Annotated in this window: 9 protein-coding genes; 6 read left to right on the forward strand and 3 right to left on the reverse strand. The window is 40.1% G+C overall.

The genetic code is table 11. From position 1 onward, the window contains the following. Window positions 1-25 precede the first annotated feature (25 nt). The 3 genes from AC57AW_RS18800 to AC57AW_RS18810 all read right to left on the reverse strand — a co-directional run bounded on the left by AC57AW_RS18800 (window position 26) and on the right by AC57AW_RS18810 (window position 7,701). Window positions 26-724 (reverse strand): DUF1826 domain-containing protein, encoded by a 699-nt coding sequence (locus AC57AW_RS18800; RefSeq protein ID WP_496353111.1) that lies wholly within the window; start codon window positions 722-724, stop codon window positions 26-28. A gap of 150 nt (window positions 725-874) precedes the next feature. After that, complete coding sequence (locus tag AC57AW_RS18805; protein WP_318847143.1) at window positions 875-2,740, reverse strand: T9SS type A sorting domain-containing protein; 1,866 nt, start codon at window positions 2,738-2,740, stop codon at window positions 875-877. A gap of 71 nt (window positions 2,741-2,811) precedes the next feature. Further along, on the reverse strand, window positions 2,812-7,701 hold the full coding sequence (locus tag AC57AW_RS18810; protein WP_496353112.1) for a PKD domain-containing protein: 4,890 nt from the start codon (window positions 7,699-7,701) through the stop codon (window positions 2,812-2,814). Between the two features lie 524 nt (window positions 7,702-8,225). Between AC57AW_RS18810 and glsA the strand changes: the two genes are divergently transcribed. The 6 genes from glsA to AC57AW_RS18840 all read left to right on the forward strand — a co-directional run bounded on the left by glsA (window position 8,226) and on the right by AC57AW_RS18840 (window position 24,916). Then, window positions 8,226-9,239 carry a glutaminase A gene (gene glsA / locus AC57AW_RS18815; protein WP_496353113.1) on the forward strand — a complete coding sequence of 338 codons (1,014 nt, stop codon included), beginning with the start codon at window positions 8,226-8,228 and terminating at the stop codon, window positions 9,237-9,239. Between the two features lie 923 nt (window positions 9,240-10,162). Continuing rightward, entirely contained in the window at window positions 10,163-17,188 is a 7,026-nt protein-coding gene (locus tag AC57AW_RS18820; protein ID WP_496353114.1) for an SDR family NAD(P)-dependent oxidoreductase, read from the forward strand. Window positions 17,189-17,207: 19 nt separating this feature from the next. Further along, on the forward strand, window positions 17,208-21,461 hold the full coding sequence (locus AC57AW_RS18825) for a type I polyketide synthase (RefSeq protein WP_496353115.1): 4,254 nt from the start codon (window positions 17,208-17,210) through the stop codon (window positions 21,459-21,461). Then, on the forward strand, window positions 21,449-21,748 hold the full coding sequence (locus tag AC57AW_RS18830) for an acyl carrier protein (protein WP_002977699.1): 300 nt from the start codon (window positions 21,449-21,451) through the stop codon (window positions 21,746-21,748). The genes AC57AW_RS18825 and AC57AW_RS18830 overlap by 13 nt, the downstream gene beginning before the upstream one ends. Beyond that, entirely contained in the window at window positions 21,739-22,521 is a 783-nt protein-coding gene (locus tag AC57AW_RS18835) for an alpha/beta fold hydrolase (protein WP_496353116.1), read from the forward strand. The genes AC57AW_RS18830 and AC57AW_RS18835 overlap by 10 nt, the downstream gene beginning before the upstream one ends. Further along, entirely contained in the window at window positions 22,514-24,916 is a 2,403-nt protein-coding gene (locus tag AC57AW_RS18840; protein ID WP_496353117.1) for a glycosyltransferase, read from the forward strand. The genes AC57AW_RS18835 and AC57AW_RS18840 overlap by 8 nt, the downstream gene beginning before the upstream one ends. Window positions 24,917-24,920 lie beyond the last annotated feature (4 nt).

Genomic DNA, 24,920 nt, shown 5'->3' on the forward strand with positions numbered 1-24,920 from the left:
CTTATTATTTTCAGTATGTAATTTATCAGCAAATCAACAGCAACCGATATTCACCATCATTTTCCACGGGAGCTCTATGAACACATGGCAATGCCTGCTGTTCCGGATGATCTACAGCGATTCGCCAAAGGTGACCTACCCCCAGATTTACAGGTTCTGCATTGGGTTTAGGCTGATAATGAAGATCAAAGAAATATTCTTTCAGGAAGTCTTCAAATTCCTCTTCCGGGCCATCGTGTAATTTTTTGAGCTGTTCCCTAATTTCAGGAATTAAAACTTTCTGTTCTACCTGATCATTGGGTATGATATCACTTGCTGTTCCGTGATAGGTACATAGAAATGTATCTGTTCCGATAGGCGAACGGTCCACATGATACGAATATACATCTGTAGAAATAAACCCGAGTTCTTCGTCCCGCTCATAATGTTTAAGTAAATTAAGAACCGGAGATGCTCCAAAGTCAGTTAATAACTGCAAATCATTTAAAATAATTTCTCTCGCTATACTTCCCTCTTCTGACAGATTCAATGCTAAAAGATCCTCTGAGGAGATTACTGTAATATTCTCTTCTAACTGAAGCATAGAGATAATTTCTTTAAAATCACCACCCAGATTTCTATGCCAGCAAATGGCATTCATAGTTCCTTGAAAATTGGTATTTACAAGTTCAGAAAAAGAAGAAACCAACCCAATTTGAGGATTGTCGGAAAATATATTGCTCATATTTTTGAATAAACAGTTTAGCATCTTAATTCTCTGCAAAAATACGGAATAGGTTATTCAATTACATCAGTTGATCAACATAAAAAAACAGCGCCCTCTTTTGGAGAACACTGTTTTATATATAAGGTTATTAATTTTCAGTTTTGTTTTTTACTTCTTCAATATTTTTTCTGTTACTGTAGAAGATTTTGTTTTAAGTTTAATATAATACACTCCTGTCTGAAGAGAAGATAATACTATTTGCTCCTGCATCAAATTCAAAGTTCCCTGTTTTATCAGTTGTCCTGCAGCTCCAAAGATTTCATAGGAAACCAAAGGTTCTTTACTTCTGATTGTAAGTACATCCTGAACAGGATTCGGATATAATTGTATTCCTGCCTGAACAGCTGTTTCTTCTACCGACATCTGACTGCATGCTGATTTAGCATATTTTGTAAAAAATGACTGAGATTTTCCTCCTGCTACATTGACAGCCATTGTATTGACATTGTCATTAGAATCTGTAAACAATTGGTCATGGAAAAAACCTCCCACAATATAATTACCATCTTTATCTGCAGCAACTGCCGTAAATTCATCTATCACATTAAAATTACTGCGGATTTCTCCTGCTCCCAGAACAGCTCCCGTATCTTTGTTGAGCCTAACCAACAATGGATCTGATCGGTCTCCATCAGGTCTTGTCATGGTATAGCTGCCCCAGATATCAGACCAGCTTCCTTTGGCAAAAGCGATTTCATTTCCATTAATAGCAAGGGTTCCTTTCGTAAAACGGTATCCAAACTGAAGACCGGACATTCCTTCAGGAGTTCTTGCCCACTGTACCGAGCCAAGAGCATTAAGCTTCATGACAAACGGAACGGCTTCAACATAAGGTCTTAAAGGAAAAGTATAACTCCCAAAAGTTGCAGGCACTGTTATCCCATTGAAATAACGTCCTGAAATATAAATATCCGAAGTAGCCGGATCTTTTATAATGGAATGAATTTCATCATCCGTACTCGTCGAGCCATTATTAAGTTCTTTTCTCCATACCTCCTCTCCGGTAGTACCATCAATAGCCAAAACATAAGCAGCTTTGGTGAATGGTACATTATTATAGGAAAGGTCTAGCAAGGTACTAAACCCGGCATCCATTCTTTTCCCTGCAAGATAATAGCGGTTTAAGCTTTCATCGTATACCAGATTTACTTTTCCCTCTCTTCCTACTGCATATACTGCATCTCCTGTGATAGGAAGAAATACAGGTGCTGCAGGTGTCATATTACCATTATCATAATTGAACTTAACTGCATAATACTGATAGGCTGAAGTAAAGGTTGAAGGTACTGTAATCAAACCATTCAAATGAGTTCCTGCCCGGAATCCCATAACAGCATGAATGTTTTTGGAAGAATCCATGTACATCATCTGAACGTCACACATACGGGAAGAATAATTAACATCTCCCTGCAAAGGTTTGCTCCATGCCAATGTACCGTCAGAAGTATTATATTTCAACAGAAAGGCTGCTTTATGGGCAGGATCTATCGTTTGATCATAATGGGTATACAGAGGTAATGTATGGGTATCATCAAAATGTACCGGAACGGCAGTAGGATCTCCTATATAAGAATTATTATAAATGGTAGCTATCATATATAACCCTCCATTATTATCCAGTTTAATATGCCATGCATTTTCTCCGTCTCCTGAACCTCCTATTGGTCTGGACCATCTTATATTCCCCTCACAATCGGCAGAGAATAGAAAAAGGTCGCTAAGCCCATAATTGTTTACAGAGGTACCATTCAGGTTTTGTCCCTGCTCACGCATGGTTGCAAGATAATAGGTATTGTTGTTGTTATCTACTACAATATCCCTTATGGATTCATCAAATACATAATGAAACCCAGGATCGGCCGAGCCTGTTATTCCTCCGGCCTGCTTACCCCATTGCCATTGGTAAGTCTGGCTAAAAGATAATGCCGGCAGTATCAGAAGCAGTCCCCACAGTTTGTTTTTTAATTGTATCATAAAAATTCATTTAATTATCACATACTATAAAAAAACAGTGCTCTCCGAAGAGAACACTGCTTTATAAGCTACTAATTTTTAATTAGTTTTCCTTGTAATGATGTGTCTCCCGTTTGTACAATGACAATGTAAACACCTTGCAGCCAGCTGCTAACTTCTACGTCTACCTCACCGGAAGCCGCTTTCAGTTCTTTACGGAATTTGACATTGCCCATGGCATCAAAAACTGTAATCTGTTTTGCAAGTAATTTTTCACTGCCCGTATTATACGAGATTTTCACTTTTTCCTTCGCAGGATTTGGTATCATTTTCAGAGAAGAAACTGATGTAGCAATCACATTTCTTCCTGCACTTCTCATACCCATCCAGTCCGGATCTACTGCTTTGGTTGTAAACTTACAAGTTTCATTTGAGAATAAGATCTCATCTGTACCCTGGAAGCTTGAGTTTGGATAGAACGCCAATGGATTAGCATTCATATCATACACTCCTCCTGCCGGAATAGTGATGATAGACGGAACATAACTTCCATATCCATAAAGACTCGAAACAGTAAGGCTTATCGGCTGGCTTCCCATATTGTGAAGGACACCATTAACTGCATAATGATCTCCAACCCATTTCATTCCTTTAATGCTAGCTTCTAACTTACAATCAGTTTCAAATCCACATTCTTTACCAGGATAGTAGTTCATTGTTCCTGAAGTGAATACGCATCCTAATTGAGTGATCTGTAACTGGTATGTTCCCGGAGCACCGATATACAATGGATTAATGAAAGCATTGTTTCCACTTTGAATACTGTTTCCGAACAACTGCCAGTCATGATGATCAAAGATTCCTTTTGGTCCTAGAATATAATTCTTTCTAAGACATTCATCATAACATCCTGTAGGGAATACCCACATCAGACTCTCAAGGCTTAATGGCACTTCTGTGTTACCTGCTACTTTACAGCCGCTTGGTGCCGTATAAATAACCTGATAAGCACCCCCTTCATTTACAGTAATAGACTGACCTGTCATTCCGTTACTCCAGTTGTAATCTCCTGCAGATGGTCCTGATGCTGTTAACTTAATTTTATAAGGCTGGCAGCTCACCAAACTGTAGGTTACCGTAACCGGTGATGGTGGAGGACTTACCGTAACGGTAAAGTTTTTAGAACTTGTACATCCTGATGCACCCGGAGTTCTTACTTCCAGCGTAAAGACATATGTCCCTGCAGATAATGATCCCGTATCGAAAGTAATCGGATATGGACCAGGGCTCCATGGAGGTGATGCCAATCCTCCGTTTTTCTTCCATTGGTATTCCAATGTTGTATCCGTTACAAGGCCGTTAAGGATTGTAGAAGATCCTTCACAGATATTAGCTTTTCCGGATATATTAACATATGGAGGATTTTTAAGTGTAACAGGTATTGCTTTCGTACTCATGATGCTTGTTCTACATCCATCTGAAGATACCAGCACCGGCCAGTAGCTTCCTGATTGAGTTGGAGTGAAGACCGGAGCATCTGGTGCTCCAGCCACAGGCTGAGAACCATTCATCCAGATATAATGACTTGGAGTTCCAAGAGTACTTGTAAACAGGATATTAGGAGCACTTCCTATACAGGCAACAAGAGCCGGAGGCGCCATATTACCATCAAGAGTAGCTTCTTTCACATTAATACCAATTGGAGCTGAAGTATATTCACATCCATTAGGAGTTTTAATTTTCAGCTGTATTGTTTTTGTTCCGCTCGTATTATACGTTATAGTAGCATTTGGTCCTCCGGTTACATAAGATGTACCATCAAAGATCCAGGTATAAATATTCCCTGGAACATATGATATAGGAGAGAACGTAATCGCCTCACGTACACAGATCCATGCCGGAACAAGGAAGTTGGTACTAGGAACCGGAGCCAATGTAACAGTCTGCGTAGTAGTACACGTTGGTTTTCCAGGTGCAGACATTGTCATTGTAAAGGTATAAGTACCTGGCGCCAGATTGTTATAAGTAGCCGTCTGCCCTGTTTGATTTGGCTGACCCGGGCTGGAGAATGTATAAGTAATAGATGCCGGGTTGATTTCAAAGATAGTTGATGTATTGAAAAGCGTTACATTGTAACCACCTCCATTACATACTGTACTTACATTGAACTTAGGCTCGTAATTCTTTCTTACTTCTACCCCTTTGCTGTACCAGCATGCACCGTATCTTAAACGTACGAAAACAATATGTGCACCAGCAAGAGTCGTCTGATATATTGGTGTAGCTGTTCCCTGTCCGGAAGACAAAGTAAGCACACTATCAGATAACCACTGAATCTGATCAGGAGTTCCAAGGTAAGATAAACCGGTAACAGAAATCGTATTACAACCTGTCCACTGTGGAACAAAATTGATCTGAGGGTCTGTTGTACAGCCTCCACTGCTCGGACATAACTGGGTTACATTAACATTCTGAGAATACACCACACAGTTATTAATATCTACTGCCTGTACTTTATAAGTTCCAAAAGCACCTGCACCTGATATTGTATATGAGTTCGTAGTAGCCCCTGGTATGATTCCATTGTTTTTATACCATTGCCATGAAATAATATTTGTAAGTCCTGTAGAACTGTTAGCCGTAAGAGTATACGGTGTCATTGTTGTCGGATCACAAACAGTGATATTATATACCGGAGAAATTGTAATAATAGTCTCTGGATAAATTGTAAAGTTGGCACTTGCTGTTGGCTTATAATTACATCCGTTAGTTCCTGCATACGTTACAGTAACGATCTGAGAAATATTGCTTCCTGAATTATTTGAGATATACCCACTATTTGGGAAGCTATAATTTCCAGACGGATTGAATGCTGTAGTATAAGTAGTTCCGTTAGCAAATGTGAAAGTCACATTGGTAGCCGAAGTAATCGTTCCCTGATTCACAGTGAAAGAAAGGTTTGAACCTAAACAAACTCCGCCAACACTTGTAAAGTTGACTACCGGAAGCGTTATTAAAGATACCGGTATGCTGATAATTTTCGTTACCCCGCATTTTACAATTCTTAAATTCAGAGTTGTGCTGCTTGTAGAAGAGATCTCGTTGAAGTTTACAGTAATATTTGCTGTACCCTGTCCTCCAATTACACTTCCGAAGTTGGAACTTCCAAATGTCCATTCCATAAATTCCGGAACAATCCCATTCAGATTGGCACTGAAAGTCTGAGTACTACTCGGACAGAAAGGCCCTGGATTAGGATTAATCGTAATTGTATTAAGATCTAACGGCGTTACACTGAACGAAGTTGGAGCCGAAAGACATCCTGCGCTGCTGATTGATTTATTCTGTGCAGACACCGTATATGATGAAGCACCAGCGTTAAATATAACCGTCACAGATGATCCAGCATTACTTCCCTGAATCGTTCCGTTGGTAACACTCCAAACCGGGACCATTCCAGCATCAACAGGGTTAATGGTATAGACATAAGGTCTTCCAGAACATACTTTCGTTTCTCCGGAGATAGTTCCTGTAGGTGCCTGCGGAATTGCTAATACCTTAATAATTCTCGCATTACTTTCACAACCTCCACCTTGTTTAGTAGCAGTAATAGTATAAGTACCTGCTGCTGTAAAATTATAGGTAAATGGCCCTGTAGTCACTCCTGATGTAAAAACAGATCCTCCTGTAGTTACTTTCCAGATAACAGGTACATTAGGAGTAGCTGTAAACACCTGGCTTGTTCCTGCACAGATTTCATCTGTACCACCACTTACCGCTACCGGAGCTTCCACTACAATATCAATAGAAGCCTGACCTTCACATGGCAGCAAAGTATTGTGATAGTTTGCTACAAGATGATAAGTACCAGGCTGAGTAGCAGAGAAAATAGCTTCGTTTCTCTGTTGAGTATAGTTCAACTGACCTCCAGCAGGGCCCGTTACATTCCATTGAACACTGGTTGTAGGCCATTGAGGAATTGAATAAGTATATTGCTTACCCGCACATACTACCGCCTGTCCTTTCACTTTTGCATGAGCTAAAACTACAGGAATTTTGATAGTAGTCCACTCAGGACAAGCACATTCAGACATATACATTACATAACCGAAACCATCAAGCGGATCTACCTGATCCCACTTCACTTCAATTTCACTTCCGTAATTATTCACAATAGATCCTCCAATGACTTTCCATTGTCCTTTACCACATCCGTCCTGTGCGCTGTATTTTTCAACACTGCCTTCACATACTACGGATGCACAGTTGATCTGTACAGGATCAGATTTCAGTACCTTTATCTCCTTTTTATAGATACTCTGGCAGCCGCACTTATTGGTTACAGTGAGCTTAACAGTAAAGGTACCAGGATTAGTGTACACATGAGAAGGTTCAAAAGCCGTGGAAGTAGAGGTAACTCCATCTCCAAACTCCCAGAAATAATTGACAATATCCGATCCTCCGTTTTGTTCAGAAAGGTTATCAAAATATACCGTTGTATTTTTACATACAGTATAATCCAGGTTTAACAATTCAAATTTAGCAATCGGTCTGTTGATTTTTTCAATACAGATGGTTTGGGTTTCAACAGTTCCGTCATTATATGTAATAACAGCCTGTAAAGAGCCATTACCTGCAGATCCCCAGGTAACATACGCTGCGGTATTCCCAGGTCCTGAAGGGTTTAAAGTTCCTCCTGAAATAGTCCATTGTACATTAGAAACGTTCGGTCCCTGAACAAGATACTTGACAGGATCTATTGATTTCTCACAGACACGTAGACATTGGGAAGAATTGATGTAGGAAACAGCGACTCCGTTATCAGGAATCTGGTCTTCTTTTTCGCCGCGGAATTCCTGGCATCCGACCTGTTCAGTCCATGTAATTCGAGCTTGTGCTTGTAGTACCCAGGGCACCAAAAGCCAACATAGTAGCAGCCATCTAAAGATGTGCTCCCTACCAAAATAGGTGTTGTTTTTCATAGTTATTAAAAAAGTGTTATTAATTTTTTGTCAAATTAATAAAAATAATAATACAAAAATCATTTAATAGTGAAAAAATAACATTATTTCACTATTGAATTCCAACAATATAGATGAATTCATGATTATATGTTATTTCACCTACATATTAGTTATCTGAAAAAATTTTACCCTCTCCCAATATTTGAGGTTTCATAAGGTTTTTAACCAAATAAAATCCTGAATATTCATCACATTTAAAACCAAATCAATAACCAAAAAACACAATATGTTTATTTTTTACTAAATAAATAAACTTTACATTAAAATTAATCACTTTAAAAATCATTAAAAAGGAATATTATTTTTAAATGAAATTGCTCACAGATCGCATCATTTTTAATCTTCAAATTTTACTTCAATTATCCTTACTTTATACCATTAACATCAACAGGTATCGCAAAGGAGCATTGCCGACAAGATCAAAATACTTTATCTTTGTTTTTCAAGGCATATCATAAACATTTTATTTGAAGATCTTCCCTATGAAAAACAACAGCTTTTTATTTTCTGCTAAAGGAATTTGCACCGCAGCTTTTCTTTCCTTAAACACAATTGTTTACGCCCAAAAAACCGCGGACATTTCAACAATTTCAGAAAAAACATTAAACACCATTCTGGAAAAAAACAGAGCTTATTATACACAAGGCAAAGTAGCAGATTATATTCCTGAACTGGGAAAAATGGATGCTAAAGCAATTGCCTTTTCAGTAGTAGATAAAAACGGAAAAGTATTCAACACAGGTGATGTAAATAAAAAATTCACCATGCAGAGCATCTCCAAAATCATATCATTAATGGTAGCCGTCAACGAAAAAGGTGAAGCCCATATTTTTGATAAAATGGGGTATTTTGGCTCCGACAAACCTTTCAATCATTTTTCAAACCTTGAAACTACAGGAAAACCGCTCAATCCTATGATGAACGCAGGAGCTATCCTTACCACTTCTTTAATTTCAGGAGATGGTGAGAAGCCCTTCCTTAAGATTCTGGATATGGTAAGATACATTACCAAAAATCAAACAATTGAGTATAACAAATCTGTTTACGAATCTGAAAAAGCAACCGGACATCGTAACCGCGGTATGTTCTATATAATGAAAAACAGCGGATTGATTTCCGGAAATGAAGACCAGCTGGATAATTATTTCAAGCAATGTTCTATTGAACTTACCGCTGAAGATCTTGCAAAAATAGGTTACTTCTTTGCCAACCAATGTGTAAGATTTGACGGAGATACTACCTATAAGAATGCAGATATGGCAAAACTCGTAGAATCACAGATGCTGACTGCCGGAATGTATGAATTCAGTGGTGAGTATTCCAGAACTGTGGGTCTTCCAAGTAAATCCGGTGTTGGAGGTGGAATTACGGTAAGTGTTCCCGGAAAACTAGGAATTGGTGTATTCAGCCCATCACTGGATCAGCATGGGAATTCACTGGCAGGATATCATATGATTCTGGACCTGGCAAAACAATACGGATTAAGTATATTTTAAATTTTGACAGTCTGTTAATTTACAGACAGTTCATAGAACAATAAAAAACATATTACCCGATACAGCTTGTAAAAGCTTATTTATCAGAAAAATCTTAGCGATCAACCTATAAAAAAACAGTAAGTATACCAGATACTTACTGTTTTTTTATGAATTTCGGAAAGATATTTTAATTATTTATTAAAATACCTATCTGTTTATTTATCAAAAAGATAGATAAAGTTCATAAATAATTCAAATTAAATCACAATATATTGATTAATTTTACATAAATTCGTATATCCGTTTTATCAGATTGATAAAGGCTATTCTTACATTTTCAGACCCTATTCATAGTATATTATCTTTTTGTAATATACCCAAAAACAAATCTCTCTTTTTTGAAATATTTTATTTTTTATTCCTATATTTGCTTAACATAATTGCAACTATAAATATTTATAATTACAGTTATTAAGATTGTACCGGCCTCATTTTTAATAATAAGAAAACAATAACTCTACTTTAATAGCATTTGAATAATTGATATTTTTTCATTAAAAAATCATTATCAAATTGCTTTTATGGTTAAAGATATAATATAATTTTATTATTTTTATTTCCTCATAACAGCAAACCGCAGTTTATGCCAATGGTATTAGCGTTTTGCAATGAGAGATCATCAACTATTTCAAAACCGTAAATGCTATGAAAAACTTGACCAAAATCAGGCTAATGCCCCTTGAAAAGCCGGACATCAACCTTATATCAGACAATCTATTAATAAACAATAGATCCCTGAATAATTTCCATAAAACGATACAAATCGTTAACGATTTAACAAAAACCAATTTTATTATATCATAATAGAAAGCAACGCCTTATACCGAAAGGCTTCGCATTTTATTAAGAATCTCTTGCTATCATTCAATAATTATCACGCCATGAAAAACTTAACCATTATTGGACTGACGCCTTTTGAAAAGCTGGACGTTAACCTTATACCTAAACTACACCAGGCGGGTGCATTTCCCGTTCTAAGTTTAGGAAATGAGTTATCGACTGCCCAGGATGCGTTACATCAACTTGACCAGATAGACGTACCATCGTATGGTATTTATTTTTCTAACGACAATTTCACCGCTCTTCAAATTCCTGAAAAAGTAAGGTTTGCTATCCTTCCGTTCGGAATGTCGAAGCCTCTCAATCTGCCAGCTGTTTATCAGGTAAGCAGTTTGGAAGAAGCCAGACAAGCTGAACAATTGGGAGCAGAAGGAATCATTATCAAAGGAAATGAAGCAGGTGGATGGGTAGGCTATGAATCCACGTTTGTATTATTTCAGCGTGTGATCAAAGAAATTCAGAAGATTCCGGTGTGGGTACAGGGAGGAATAGGTCTCCATACTGCAGCGGCATCAAAAGCATTGGGAGCAACAGGAGTTGTACTGGACAGCCAGCTGGCTCTGTTCCCTGAAAGTTCAGTTCCTAAGGATCTGAAAGAAGTATGCTCAAAACTGAATGGTACAGAAACTAAGGTGATTGCTAACCATCGTGTATTGGTAAGACCCAATTCACCTGCATTACCTGAAAATGCAACCGCTGAAGATCTGAAAAAATACTTTACCGGTCTTGACCTTAGCACATGTTATATCCCTATGGGACAAGACATTTCGCTGGCAACAGACCTGTATGAGGATTTCAAAACCCTGAAAAAACTGGTTTTCGGATTCAAAGAGGCTATGCATGGACATCTGAAACAGGCAAAAGCACTGAAGGTAATCAACAAAGATAATCCAATGGCTCAGGAGCTGGGTCTGCGATATCCTATTGCTCAAGGCCCAATGACCCGTGTAAGTGATGTCCCTTTATTTGCCAATGCAGTAGCAGATGCCGGAGCTTTACCTTTTGTTGCGTTATCCTTATTGAAAGGAGAATCTGCAAAGTCTCTGGTAATGGATACCAAAAAACTGGCTGGTGAGAAAACATGGGGTGTAGGTATCCTTGGATTTGCACCGCAAGAATTAAGAGAAGAACAGACCTCTTATATATTAGAAGCCAAACCTCCTGTCGTTTTAATTGCAGGCGGAAGACCAGCTCAGGCTAAAGTATTTGAAAAAGCTGGAATAAAATCATTCTTACACGTTCCTTCTCCCGCCCTTCTGGATATTTTCCTGAAAGAAGGTGCCAGAAATTTTATTTTTGAAGGACGTGAGTGCGGAGGCCACGTAGGTCCCCTTTCAAGTATGGTTCTTTGGGAAAAACAAATTGAGCGTATCTTAAAAGAAGAACACCCTGAAAACATCAGTGTCTTTTTTGCAGGAGGAATTCATAACGCATTTTCAACTGCATTTGTTTCTATCATGGCTGCGCCATTAGCTGCAAGAGGGGTAAAAATTGGAGTATTGATGGGAACCGCTTATCTCTACACCCATGAAGCTGTACAAACCGGAGCTATTCAGGAAGAATTCCAGGCACAGGCGATGCAGGCAAAAGATACAGTCTTGCTGGAAACCGCTCCAGGACACGAAACCCGTTGTTTAAATACAGCATTTGCCCACCATTTCAATACAGAAAAAGCAAAGCTTCTTGCTGCCGGAATGGACAAAAAACAGGTGTGGGAACAGCTTGAAAAATTAAACGTAGGCCGTTTAAGAATTGCGGCTAAAGGCATAGAGCGCCAAGGTGATAAACTTGTCAACATTCCTAAAGATGACCAACTAGACTTAGGAATGTACATGATAGGACAGATAGCAACAATGCATAGTCGAGTGATATCATTGGCAGCTCTTCACCAAAGTATCGTTGACAATAATGAGCATGTTCAGAAGGCTGCATTGCCGGAAGAGCCTGTTTCTACAGAAAAGCCATTGGATATTGCTATAGTAGGGATGGAATGTATTTTCCCGGGTGCTAAAAACCTTGATGAATACTGGAGAAATATTATTTTAGGAAAAGACAGTGTTACCGAAGTACCGGATGAAAGATGGAATAAAGACCTTTATTATAAACCTGATTCCAATGAATCCGATGTCTCTCATTCTAAATGGGGAGGATTTATTCCTAAAATTGATTTCGATCCATTGGCATTTGGTATTCCGCCACAGTCTCTTGCTGCCATTGAACCTACACAGTTACTAACCTTATTGGTTGCTAAACGTGCAATGGAAGATGCAGGGTATGGTGAAAAACACATCAACAGAGAAAACATTTCTGTCATTATAGGTGCTGAAGGTGGTAATGACCTTGCCAACAGCTATAGTTTCAGAGGATATTATAAGCAGGTTTTCGGAGAACTTCATGAAGAAGTAAAAGAAGCCTTCCCACATACCACAGAAGACTCTTTCCCAGGTATTCTTGCCAATGTGATCGCAGGTAGGATTACGAACCGACTGGATCTTGGCGGCAGAAACTTTACCGTAGATGCAGCTTGTGCTTCTTCTTTAGCAGCTATTGATTTGGCATGCCAGGAATTGGTATTAGGAAAGTCGGATATGGTTCTCGCAGGTGGAGCAGATTTACACAACGGAATCAATGATTATCTGATGTTCTCCAGTACGCACGCTCTTTCCAGAAAAGGAAGGTGTGCTACATTTGACGGTGATGCAGATGGTATCGCTCTTGGAGAAGGTATCGCTATCATTGTTTTAAAAAGATATGAAGACGCTGTACGTGATGGTGACCGTATTTATTCGGTGATCAAAGGAGTTGGCGGATCCAGTGACGGTAAAGCACTGGGATTGACTGCTCCAAGACAAATAGGTCAGGTAAGAGCATTAGAACGTGCTTATTCCCAAGCTGGTATCAGTGCTGCTTCTGTAGGTTTAGTGGAAGCTCACGGTACAGGAACTGTAGTGGGTGACAAAACTGAATTAAGTGCATTAACGAATTTATTCAGCCGTTCAGGGGCATTGCCTGGGCAGACTCATTTAGGTTCTGTGAAAACACAGATCGGGCATACCAAGTGTGCGGCAGGATTAGCAGGATTAATCAAGGCTTCTCTTGCGGTATATCACGGTGTAAAGCCACCTACTCTTCACCTTCAGCAGCCTAATTCCTATTATAATGCAGAAACCAGCCCGTTTGCATTCCATGCAGAAAGTGGATTATGGGGTGAGAAAAATAGATATGCAGGGATCAGTGCTTTTGGATTCGGGGGAACAAACTTCCATACGGTAATTGCGAACCATCCTAAACAGGATAATTCAATTGCCATGCAGTCATGGCCTTCAGAACTGTTTGTTTTCCGTGGAGACACTTACGAAGAAGCGAAAGGCCAGTCAAGCCAGGTCAAAGCTTTATTAGAAATTAATGATGGTATTCCATTAAAAGATATCGCTTACAGTTTAAGCATCAGTTCAGAAAAGCCAATCCAGTTCAGTATTGTTGCAGACACCGCTGAAGACCTGATGATGAAGCTTGAACTCGTATTGCTAGGGATTGAGACAAAAGATACTTTCACTGTTAACAAGAAAGAAGGTAAAGTAGCGTTCACATTCCCGGGACAAGGCAGCCAAAGAATCAATATGGCTCGTGACTTATTTGTAGTTTTCCCGGCTATGCGTAAGATTATTGATGAGTATCCTGAACTTGAAAAAGTGGTTTTCCCATCTAAAACCTTCAATGAAGCTGATTTAAAACAACAGAAAGAAACCATTAAAGATACCCGTTTAGCACAACCTCTTTTAGGAATTGTAGACCTTGCATTGGCTAAATTCTTAGAATCATTAGGCATTATTCCGGACATGCTGGCAGGTCATAGCTACGGTGAAATTCCAGCTTTATGCTTTGCAGGGGTATTTGGAGAGGATAAACTGGTTGACTTAAGTGTTCAGAGAGCTCAGTCTATTTTAGATTCAGTAGAAGGCGGAGATCCTGGTTCAATGTTGGCAGCAAGTGCTACAGCGGAACGTTTACAGCCGATCATTGCAAAAGTAGAAGGATGTTATCCTGTGAATTTCAACGCTCCTACCCAATGTGTTATTGCTGGAAGTACGGAAGCGATTAATAAATTACTTGAAGTTCTTAAACAAGAAGGTATTTCTGCTAAAAAACTGGAAGTTGCCTGTGCATTCCACAGTCCGTTATTAGCGAAATCCAAGGATTTATATGCTGAGGTATTGAAAAATGTTCCTTTCGGGGAAATGCAGATTCCTGTATGGTCCAATACCACAGCAGAAATATATCCGGCGAACCCGACAGAAATAAAACAAAGACTTACTGACCATCTGGTACAGCCTGTGAGATTTGTAGAACAGCTTCAGGCGATGTACAACGACGGTGCAAGAATATTCATCGAAGTAGGACCAGGAAAAGTTCTTACCGGATTGACCAAATCCTGTATTGAAAAAGATCAGCTGACTCTCTATGTTGAAGACAACAGCCGTAATAAATTCAGCCATCTGCTTTGTATGCTGGCACAATATTTAGGAACCGGCCGAAGCTTCAATATCGACAAACTTTTTGACGGCAGAAGCGTTAAGGTTATTGATCTTAACCAACCTGAGCTTTACAAGAAAAGCCCTGCTATCTGGCGTGTAAACGGGCAAACAGCCCACCCAACTACAGGTAACCTACCAGCTAATGGTGCATTACCTATTTTAAATCCAATTCCCATGAACAATTTTACCAATAATCACCAGCCCCAAGTTACCGAAGCGCAATCTACCGCTGAACGTATGCTGCAGGAATATTTAAACAGCATGAAATTAATGATACAGGCACAGCGCGATGTGATGCTTTCCTTTATGGGACAGAATCCTCAGGCTTTCCCTTCTCCTGTATATAATACACCAGTACAGACTCCTGCTCATCAGCCGATCTCTACTATTCCGGTTCAGCCTGTTCAGCAGGAAAGACCAACAGCCGTTGCTGCTGTGAAGCAAGTCCCTTCAAGAGATATCAAATCCTTATTACTACAGGTAGTAAGTGACAAAACAGGATATCCTCAGGAAATGCTGGGTATGGAAATGGATCTGGAAGCTGATTTAAGTATTGATTCTATTAAAAGAGTAGAAATCATAGGAACACTTCGTAACGAACTGGGTACTCTGGGTAACGGAAATACCAACGAAGATACCGTTATGGAACAGTTAGCAGGAATAAAAACCTTAAGCGGTCTTGTTTCATGGCTTACTGAATATACAGGAACAGAAACTTCTGCAGCCCCTGAAAAAAATGGATCAGCAGCTGGAACGTCCACTTCACAATCACCAGCTCAACCTTCATTCTCTCTTGAAGATCTTCAAAATGCTATTCTGAATATTGTAAGTGACAAAACAGGATATCCGAAAGAAATGCTAGGTCTTGACTTAGATCTGGAAGCAGATTTGAGCATAGATTCTATTAAACGTATGGAAATCATCGGTGATCTTAAAACTAAAATCGGTTTTGGTCAAAATCTTGAACAGGCCGATGATGTTATGGAAAAACTGGCTGCTATTAAAACCCTTCGTGGTCTGGCAAGCTGGATCAACGAAATGAATGGTGAAACAAACGAAACCACTCATGAAGTTAAAGAAAACAATACTGTAGAGCCTGCTCAAAATGTTTTATCACGTCTTCGTTTTGATATTACTCCCACAGATGCTTCTTTAGTACAGAATACAGAAGTGTTGCAAGGAAAACGTTTCGCCATTACTCAGAATGACAGCAAACAAACCTCTGCCATCAAAGAAGCATTGGAAAAACATGGAGCCATCGTAGAATTGGTGGATACAGAAAAAGATCTTTCAAACGTTGACGGATTAATTATGCTGGACCTATTCTCAACAACTGATAAACCAAGCATTATCGATCATGTAGATCTGATCAAAAAACTGGATTTTGATAAAGCAAAATGGGTATACCTGATCTCAGATATTCCGGCACACCTTCAGGAAATTACTGATGTAAGTGTATTACGCCACCATCAGGGATATCCGGGACTTTTCAAAAGTCTGGCAAGAGAATTTGACAATACAACCTGCAGACTGATCAGTTTGAGCACTCCTCAGGAAGTAGATCAGATTGCTGAAATTACTTTAAAGGAAATCCTTACCAATGATAAACCTGCTGAAATCATTTACAAAAATGACCAGAGACATAAAGTAGACATTATCCCTTCCCCATTGTCAACAAGTTTAAGTGAAGCTCATATCCAGTTAGATCAAAAATCTGTGGTATTAGTACTTGGCGGCGCGCAGGGAATCACTGCAGAATTGTCAAAACATATGTCACAGGCTTATCCATGTACTTATATTCTGGTAGGAAGATCTGCAGACCCAAGAAATGAAACATCTACAAAAGAATTAGAAGGAATGAAAACCAAAGAGGAAATCAGAGGTTTCCTGATCAGATCCGGAAAATTCACTTCTCCTGCAGAAATAGAAAAAGAAACCACCAAGATTTTCAAAAACAATCAGATCCTTCGCACGATCCGTGACATGGAAGAACTTGGAAATACCATTATTTACCAATCATTGGATCTTTGTGACGAAGAAGGTTTGAGTAACCTTATCAGCAGTATTTATGAAAAATACGACCGTCTTGACGGAGTGATCCACGGGGCAGGTCTTTTAGAAGATAAATTATTCAAACAAAAGACAACAAGCTCTTTCGGACGTGTATTTGATACCAAAGTAAAACCACTTCGCGTATTGGCTGAACAACTTCGTACAGACTGCCAGTTTGTAGTACTGTTCTCGAGTATTGCTTCCGTATACGGTAACAAAGGCCAGACAGATTATGCGGCTGCCAACAGTGTATTGGATGATTACGCGAATGCTTTAAATAAAAGATTAAAAGGAAAAGTAATCTCTATCAACTGGGGACCATGGAAAGGAGCCGGAATGGTTTCTTCCACTCTGGAATCTGAATACGAACGCAGAGGTATTTCTATGATCCCATTGGACGAAGGAAAAGAAATCTTCCTTAACGAGATTAAATACGGAACTGAAAGCCAGGTGCTGATCATGTCAGGAAATAATTGGTAAATCTCTGTATAAACTAAGTATGAAAAAAACAGATGTTGCTGTAATTGGCTTATCCTGTGTCTTTCCCGGGGCACAGGATGCCAACACTTTTTGGCAGAATATTGTCAATAAAGTCGATTCTACCGAGCTGGCTCCGGCTGATCGGATAGATCCGGTTCATTTCAGTGATACCACAAGTCCCGTTGACCGTTTTTATTGTCAACGAGGAGGATTTATCCCTGATTATACATTCGATCCTACAGCATTTGGTATTTTGCCATTGGCTGTTGAAGGAACGGAACCTGACCATTTGCTTACCCTTGATCTGGTACAGAAAGCACTGGAAGATGCAGGCGTATTTCAAAAGAATACTTCCCTTGAAAAAGCGGGAATCATCATCGGTAAAGGAAACTATACCGGTCCAGGAGCTACCCGAGCCATCGAAATTGTAAGAACCGGAGAACAGATATCCTCATTATTACAGGAATTGCTGCCTCAGGTTTCTTCTGCAGATATTGAAAAAGTAAAACATGCTTTTCAGGAACGCAAAGGGCGTTTTGCAGCCGATACTGCTATGGGATTAATTCCCAACCTTGTTGCCTCTCTTGTAGCCAACCGTTTCAATTTAGGTGGTGCTGCATTTACGGTAGATGCCGCTTGTGCATCTGCACTTATTGCTGTAGATCATGCCGTACAGGAACTTCAGAGAGGTCGTTCCGATATTATGATTGCTGGAGGTGTACACACAGGACAGAACGCTGCTTTCTGGAGTATTTTTGCCCAACTGGGTGCAATGTCTCGTCAACAGCAGATCAAGCCATTCAGTATGGATGCTGACGGATTGCTGATTGGTGAAGGTTGTGGTTTCGTCGTGTTAAAACGACTAGAAGACGCTGTTCGCGATCAGGATAAAATCTATGCCGTTATTAAAGGCGTGGGTGTAAGCAGTGACGGTACCGGAACCAGCGTAATGAGCCCGTCCGTAAAAGGTCAGCTCAAAGCGTTGGAACAAGCCTGGATCAATGCTGATTTAGATAAAAATAAAGTCGGATATCTTGAAGCTCATGGCACAGGAACACCGCTTGGAGATAAAACAGAACTTCAAACCTTGGCTCAGTTCTTTGGTAAAGAAGAAGAAACTCCGGTGGCTGGTATCGGATCTGTGAAATCCAATATCGGACATGCAATGCCTGCTGCAGGAATCGCTGGATTGATCAAAACCTGTCTGGCTTTACACCATGATACTTTACCGCCAACATTATATTGTGAGAATCCTACTGCAGAGATGCAGAATACAAGATTTGAACCGATACAGGAAGCTAAAAACTGGTCAAAAACAGGACTGCCAAAAATAGCAGCAGTAAATGCTTTCGGATTTGGAGGAATCAATGCTCACGTTGTTTTGGAAGGCTATGATATGCCGAAAAAAGATCACGTGTTGATATTGGCCAGACCTACCCATGAAGAACTGCTTTCAGCATTACAAAATAACGAAACAGCCATTGGTGAAGGAGATTTCAGAGTAGCTATCTTCGATCCAACGCCTGCAAGAATAGAAAAAGCCATTAAAATTGTTTCCAAGAATATCATCTGGAAAAACAAACAGGATATATGGTACACCTCTACCCCATTATTAAAGGATGGCGGTAAGGTAGCCTTTGTATTTCCGGGCTTAGACGGCCTGGCCAAAGGTGAAATAGATACCGTAAGCCGCTATTTCGGATTAACGGCACCTATAGAAACGGAAGGTGAAGGACTTTTAACAGATGCTTTAAACATTTTCAACAACTGCAGTATCCTTGACAATTCACTGAAAAAACTGGGAATTATTCCAGATATGAATGCCGGACACAGTTTAGGAGAATGGCTGGCAGGATATTCATCTGAGCTGGCAGAAGCGAATTCTGTAAAAGCCTTAATCGATGTGCTGAATCCCGAAACTTTTGAATTAAAAGATTCCAAATTCATTGCTATTGGAGCTGGTATTGAAGCAATAAAACCTTTTATTGATGAAATTTCAAACCTGTATGTATCCAATGACAACTGCCCTAATCAGGTGATTCTTTGTGGAAGCAATGCTGCTTTGGATGAATTGGTTCCTTTATTAAAAGCAAAGCAGATCTTTCATCAGGTATTGCCGTTCCAGTCAGGATTCCACTCCCCTTTTATTGCCGATAAACTGGATGTGATCCTTGCAGGAATGGAAAAAGCACAGTTTCAGCAGACAAAAATCCCATTGTGGTCTGCTACCACATTAGAACCTTATCCTGCAGATCAGGCAGCGATCAGAAAACTGAGTGCAGAGCATTTGGTTCAGCCTGTTCGTTTCCGTGAACTGACGGACAGATTATATGAAGAAGGCGCAAGAGTATTCATTCAGGTGGGTACCGGAGGGCTGATCGGATTTATTGATGATACCTTAAAAGGAAAAACATTCAGTACGATTGCTTCCAGCGTTCCTACCCGTTCTGCATTGGCGCAGTTACAGCGTGTAGTCGCTTCACTATTTGTAGAAGGTAAAACAATTGCCCTTGACTTTTTGGAGATTCAGAATCACACGAAAAGAGCATCAGGAAAAGGCATTAAACTGGAATTAGGCTCTCCTATTATCCGTAATTTTAAAGAAGTGAAAGCGCTGGCTCAATCATTTGAGGCACCAAAACAATATACCGCAACGGCTTCAGCTATTGCTACAAAATCCGGGCATCCGCTGGTACAGGCATTCCAGGACAATGTTGCCGATATGATCCGTATGCAGGAAGAAGTATTGACATTATTCCAAAACCGTCCGGAAATTACGATTCAGCGTCCTTCTCCTGCAGTACATGTTGCTCCAAAAACACCAAGAAGTACAACTTTCACCAAAGACTTGTATGTCACCCTGGAAAGTCATCCTTACCTGATCGATCACAGCTTATTGAGACAGCCAAAAGGTTGGGCTCATGTAGCGGATATGGAACCGGTAATTCCGATGACGATGATCTTTGAGCAGCTTGCAGAAATTGCAGAAGCGGAAATTCAGGGAACGCTGGTTCATAAAATCATGAACGTAAGTGTATTCCAATGGATGAATGTTGCCAAACCTTTCGATAAAACCGTAAAAGGAGAATGGCGTGGGGCCAACCATGCTTACCTGGATATTGAAAACTTCGCCAACGCAGAAGTGATCTTAAAATCCTCTCCTGTGCCAACACCGAATTTCAATCTTTCCATCGGTAATCTTTTACCCATCGAAAGAACACCTGAAGAAATCTATGACATGCACATGTTCCATGGAGAAAAATATCAGGGAATTACTGAAATTTCTGCTGTTGGAGATAAAGGAATCATCGGAAAAATCAAAGGAAACGGCGGTAAAGGTTCTCTGCTGGACAATGCAGGACAGTTATTCGGGCTTTGGCTACAGCTTACTTTGGTAAAAGACCGTATTGCATTCCCTGTAAAAATCAGAGATATCGAATTCTTCGGTGATATGCATGATCAGGAAGGTATTTTTGAATGCACCTGTATGCTGACCGAGCTTAATGATGAATTTGCCATCGCCAATATCATTCTGAAAAGAGACGGAAAAGTATGGTGCGCCATTACGGGCTGGCAGAACAGAAGACTGGAAATTGATGCCGCTCTATGGAATGTTTCCATGTCACCGCTGCACAACAGACTTTCGGAAGAGATTGCTCCTGAAGTATTCTTTTTCCACCAAGCCTATACCAGAGTGGCTTCATGGGATTTTATCCTGAAAAGATATTTCAACCAAACGGAAAAACAGCATCACCAGCAATTATTACCCAACAAAAAGAAAAACTGGATGGTAAGCCGTGTGGCTGTAAAAGATGCCGTGAGAAATCTTCTTCGTCAGGAAAAAAATCATGCCTGCTTCCCGATTACGTTTGAGATCCGTTCCGATGAAGTGGGAAAACCTTACCTCATCAGTGATTTTACAGAAGATATTCATATTTCATTAGCTCACAAAGGCAAAGAAGCCGTGGGAATCGCGAGATATGGAAAATCTGTAGGAATCGACATGGAACTGATGGAAGAACGCAGCGCCGGATTCTACGACATGGTATTTACCGACAACGAATTAGCCTTATTAAAAGACAGAGATCAGGCAGAATGGACTACCCGTTTCTGGGTAGCTAAGGAAGCTTACGGAAAGTTCCTGGGAACAGGACTGAAAGGAAATCCTAAAGCCTTCGAAGTCGAAATGATAAAAGACGATCACCTGTGGATCAACAATATTGAAATCAAAATTATTAAACATAAAAATTATATTATCGGATGGACACTGTAAACGCAACATTAAAAATGAACCACGAAGAACTTTTTACTTTATTAAAAGGTTTTATTACTGAAGTGATAGGTGCTGAATTTGTAGAAGAGATGGACATTACTCCTGAAAGTTCATTCACCAAAGATCTTGAAATGGACAGCATCGAGATTGTCTCTTTCTCTGAAAAGATCAAAGCGCATTTTGGCGATCAGATCGACTTTACAGGTTGGTTATCTTCTATGGATCTTGACCAGCTTATCAATCTTGACCTTAGTATGATCATCAATTATATCTACGAATGCCAATAATCACTGTCAATAACAGACAAGTTCATATACAGGAACTCAATAAAGGAGCCGAACAAACCGTGGTACTCATCCACGGTATGTTCAGTAACCTGTCTATTTATTATTTTAATATTGCCCCTGTGCTGGCCAAGCATTTCCATGTGGTGATGTACGATCTGAAAAGCCACGGTATGAGTGAACGCTTTCCGGATGGGTACGACCTTGACAATATGTCATCCGATCTGATAGGTTTAATAGATCATCTACAACTGGAAAAAGTACACCTTGTAGGCTATAGCTTCGGAGGTCTTATTGCTTTAAAAACAGCTTTAGAATACCCGGACCGCGTGAATCAGCTTGTAGTAATGGAAGCTCCGGATCCTCAGGACGAAAAAGCCCGTAACATCATTGATGAATACAGCAAAGAATTCCTTGAGCATTATGTAGCCAATTTTACAGATACCACCAAAGTACAGATGGGGAAAAGACAAATGGAAAAGAACCACCGTATGTATGAATTTCTGTTTAATCAGACCAGCATTAAAGCCGATATGATCAGGGAGAAACATTTCCTGGATGAAGCTCAATTCAGTGGTTTGACGGCTCCTGCTTTATTGCTTTATGGCGCTGATTCGAACTGCAGACCTACCGGTGAGTGGCTGCAATCTCAAATCAGCCAGTCTGAACTTGAATTAATTCCGGGTGATCATAATATTCCTATTCAGGAACCGAATCTGATTGCAGAAACGATCGTTCAATTTTTATCTAATATCTTAACGAAAAACCATGGCTAAATTTGCATTTATAGTTCCACCATTGACAGGACATGTCAACCCTACCTTAAGCATCGGTGCTACTCTGTTGGAAAGAGGACATGAAGTAGCCTGGATCAGCCTTGACCCGACTTTAGAGGCTAAACTTCCCGAGGGAGGAAAATTATTACTGATCCAGTACGATCAGACCGACGAAGAAAAAAAAGAAAGCGAACAATATCTCGATATTATTTCAAAGAAAGTAGTATATGGAATTGACAGCGTGAAGTTCCTTTATGAAGAGGTTCTTATCCCGCTGAACAGACATTGCTATAATGGAGTTGTTTCTTTACTTAAAACATACCAACCTGATTTGATTATCGGAGACCATCAGTTATTTGCCGCTCCTGTTGCAGCGAAAACGCTGGGAATTCCTTACGCGACTTCCGTTACCGCTCCGGCGGCCATTAAAATCATGAATGAGCTGCCTAAAGTACATGAATGGGAAGTGAATCAGATTGTGGCTCTGCAGAAAGAACTTGGTTTCCAGGAAGAACGTTCTCTGGCGACTTCAGACCTGTTGGCGCTTGTTCTGACCTCCAATTATTTCTTTGGCGAAATGGATGATCTCCCTTCTCAATATCAGTTCACAGGTCCCGTTCTTACTGAAAGACGTATCTCATGTGAGTTTGACTGGGAGAAATTAAAAAGCAATGACAACAAAAAGATACTGGTAAGCATTGGGACTACCTTCGATCATGATCATAAAAAAGCATTTTTCCAAAAGGTCATTGATGCCTTTAAGGATGAAAATTTAACCGTTGTAGTGGTTTCCGATCCGCAGCTTTTCGAGCAATGGCCGGATAACTTTATGGTCTATCAGCAGGTTCCTCAACTTGATCTGTTACCTCATCTTGACGGTGTGGTATGCCATGGTGGTCACAATACCGTATCTGAAACACTATCACACGGTATTCCTTTGGTCGTGATCCCGATTGCCTATGACCAGTCACATGTTGCAGGACGTGTTGTGCGTACAGAAGCAGGAGAACGTCTTAATTTTAACAGATTTAAAGCCAATCACCTGAGAGAAGCGGTACACCAGATTTTAAATAATCCGAGCTACAAAGAAGCAGCTCAGAAAGTGGGACAATCTTTTGTGGAAGCAGGAGGCTCAGCTACAGCAGCTAATTTGTTGGAACAAGCTATATCAAAGGCTTCAAAACCTGAAAAACCGTCTAAGTTTTTATTCGTTATTCCTCCGTTTTTCGGACATGTGAGTCCTACTTTAAGTGTGGGAGCAAGTTTAATTGCCCGCGGACATGAAGTAAAATGGTTCGGAATTACGCCTTTAGACAGTAAACATATTCCGGAAGGAGGTTCTTATTTCTATCCTGAAGAAGATCTTATTCCGTATCAGGAGGAAATTGCCCGTATTTTAAAAAGACAGGATGACGGCCCGGCCTGTTCAGGTCCTGAAGTAATGAAACTGGCACTGGAAGAAACCTATGTTCCTTTCGCTAAAATGATGATGCCGGGATTAACCAGACTGACAGAAAGCTGGATGCCGGATGTTATCGTGAATGACTGTATCACTTTCGGAGGGGCTCTTTTTGCTCACAAACACAATATTCCTTGTGTAACAACAACTCCTGTTCCGCCGGACGTAATGGGAGATACGGAAAAAAGTGCTCCAAAAATCTGGGAATGGCAGCAAAACCTCATCAAAGACCTGCAAAAAGAAGTAGGAATTCATGAGGAAGGAATTTATATCCATTCTCACAAACTGAATATGGTGTTTACATCACAGGCTTTCGCAGGATTTGAAACCGTTCCGTCTCATATGAAATTTGTAGGTCCGGTAAAAGGACGTCCTAACGATGCTCCATTCGACTGGGATAAATTAAATGCGTCTACCACTCCAAAGATTTTCGTATCATTGGGAACGCTGCTCGTAGATATCAGAAAAGCTTTCTTTGAAAAAATCATCGCTGCGTTCAAAGACCAGCCGGTAACAGTGATTGCCGCTACTCCACCGGAAATCTTTGAAGAATGGCCGGACAATTTTATCGTGAACAGCTTTGTTCCTCAGTCTGCGGTGATGCAGCAAATGGACATGGTAATTTGCCACGGTGGTTTCAATACTGTAAACGATACATTCCGTAATGGTTTACCAATGTTGATCACGCCTATCGCTTACGATCATTTCCATATTGCAAAACTGATTGAGCAGGCAGGCTGCGGAATCAGCATCCGATACAAAAGACTGCGTGTAGATGCCCTTCGTGAAACTGTTTTTGAATTGTTGGAAAATCCAAAATACAGAACCGCTGCTCAGGAGGTCAGAAATACATTTACCCTTGCCGGCGGTAATGATAAAGCAGTAGAGTTATTAGAAAATTTTGTACAGGAGCATTCAACACTAGCTTCCGTATAATTAT

This window comes from Chryseobacterium sp. BGA-UO-ETr-SB22 (assembly GCF_059567885.1).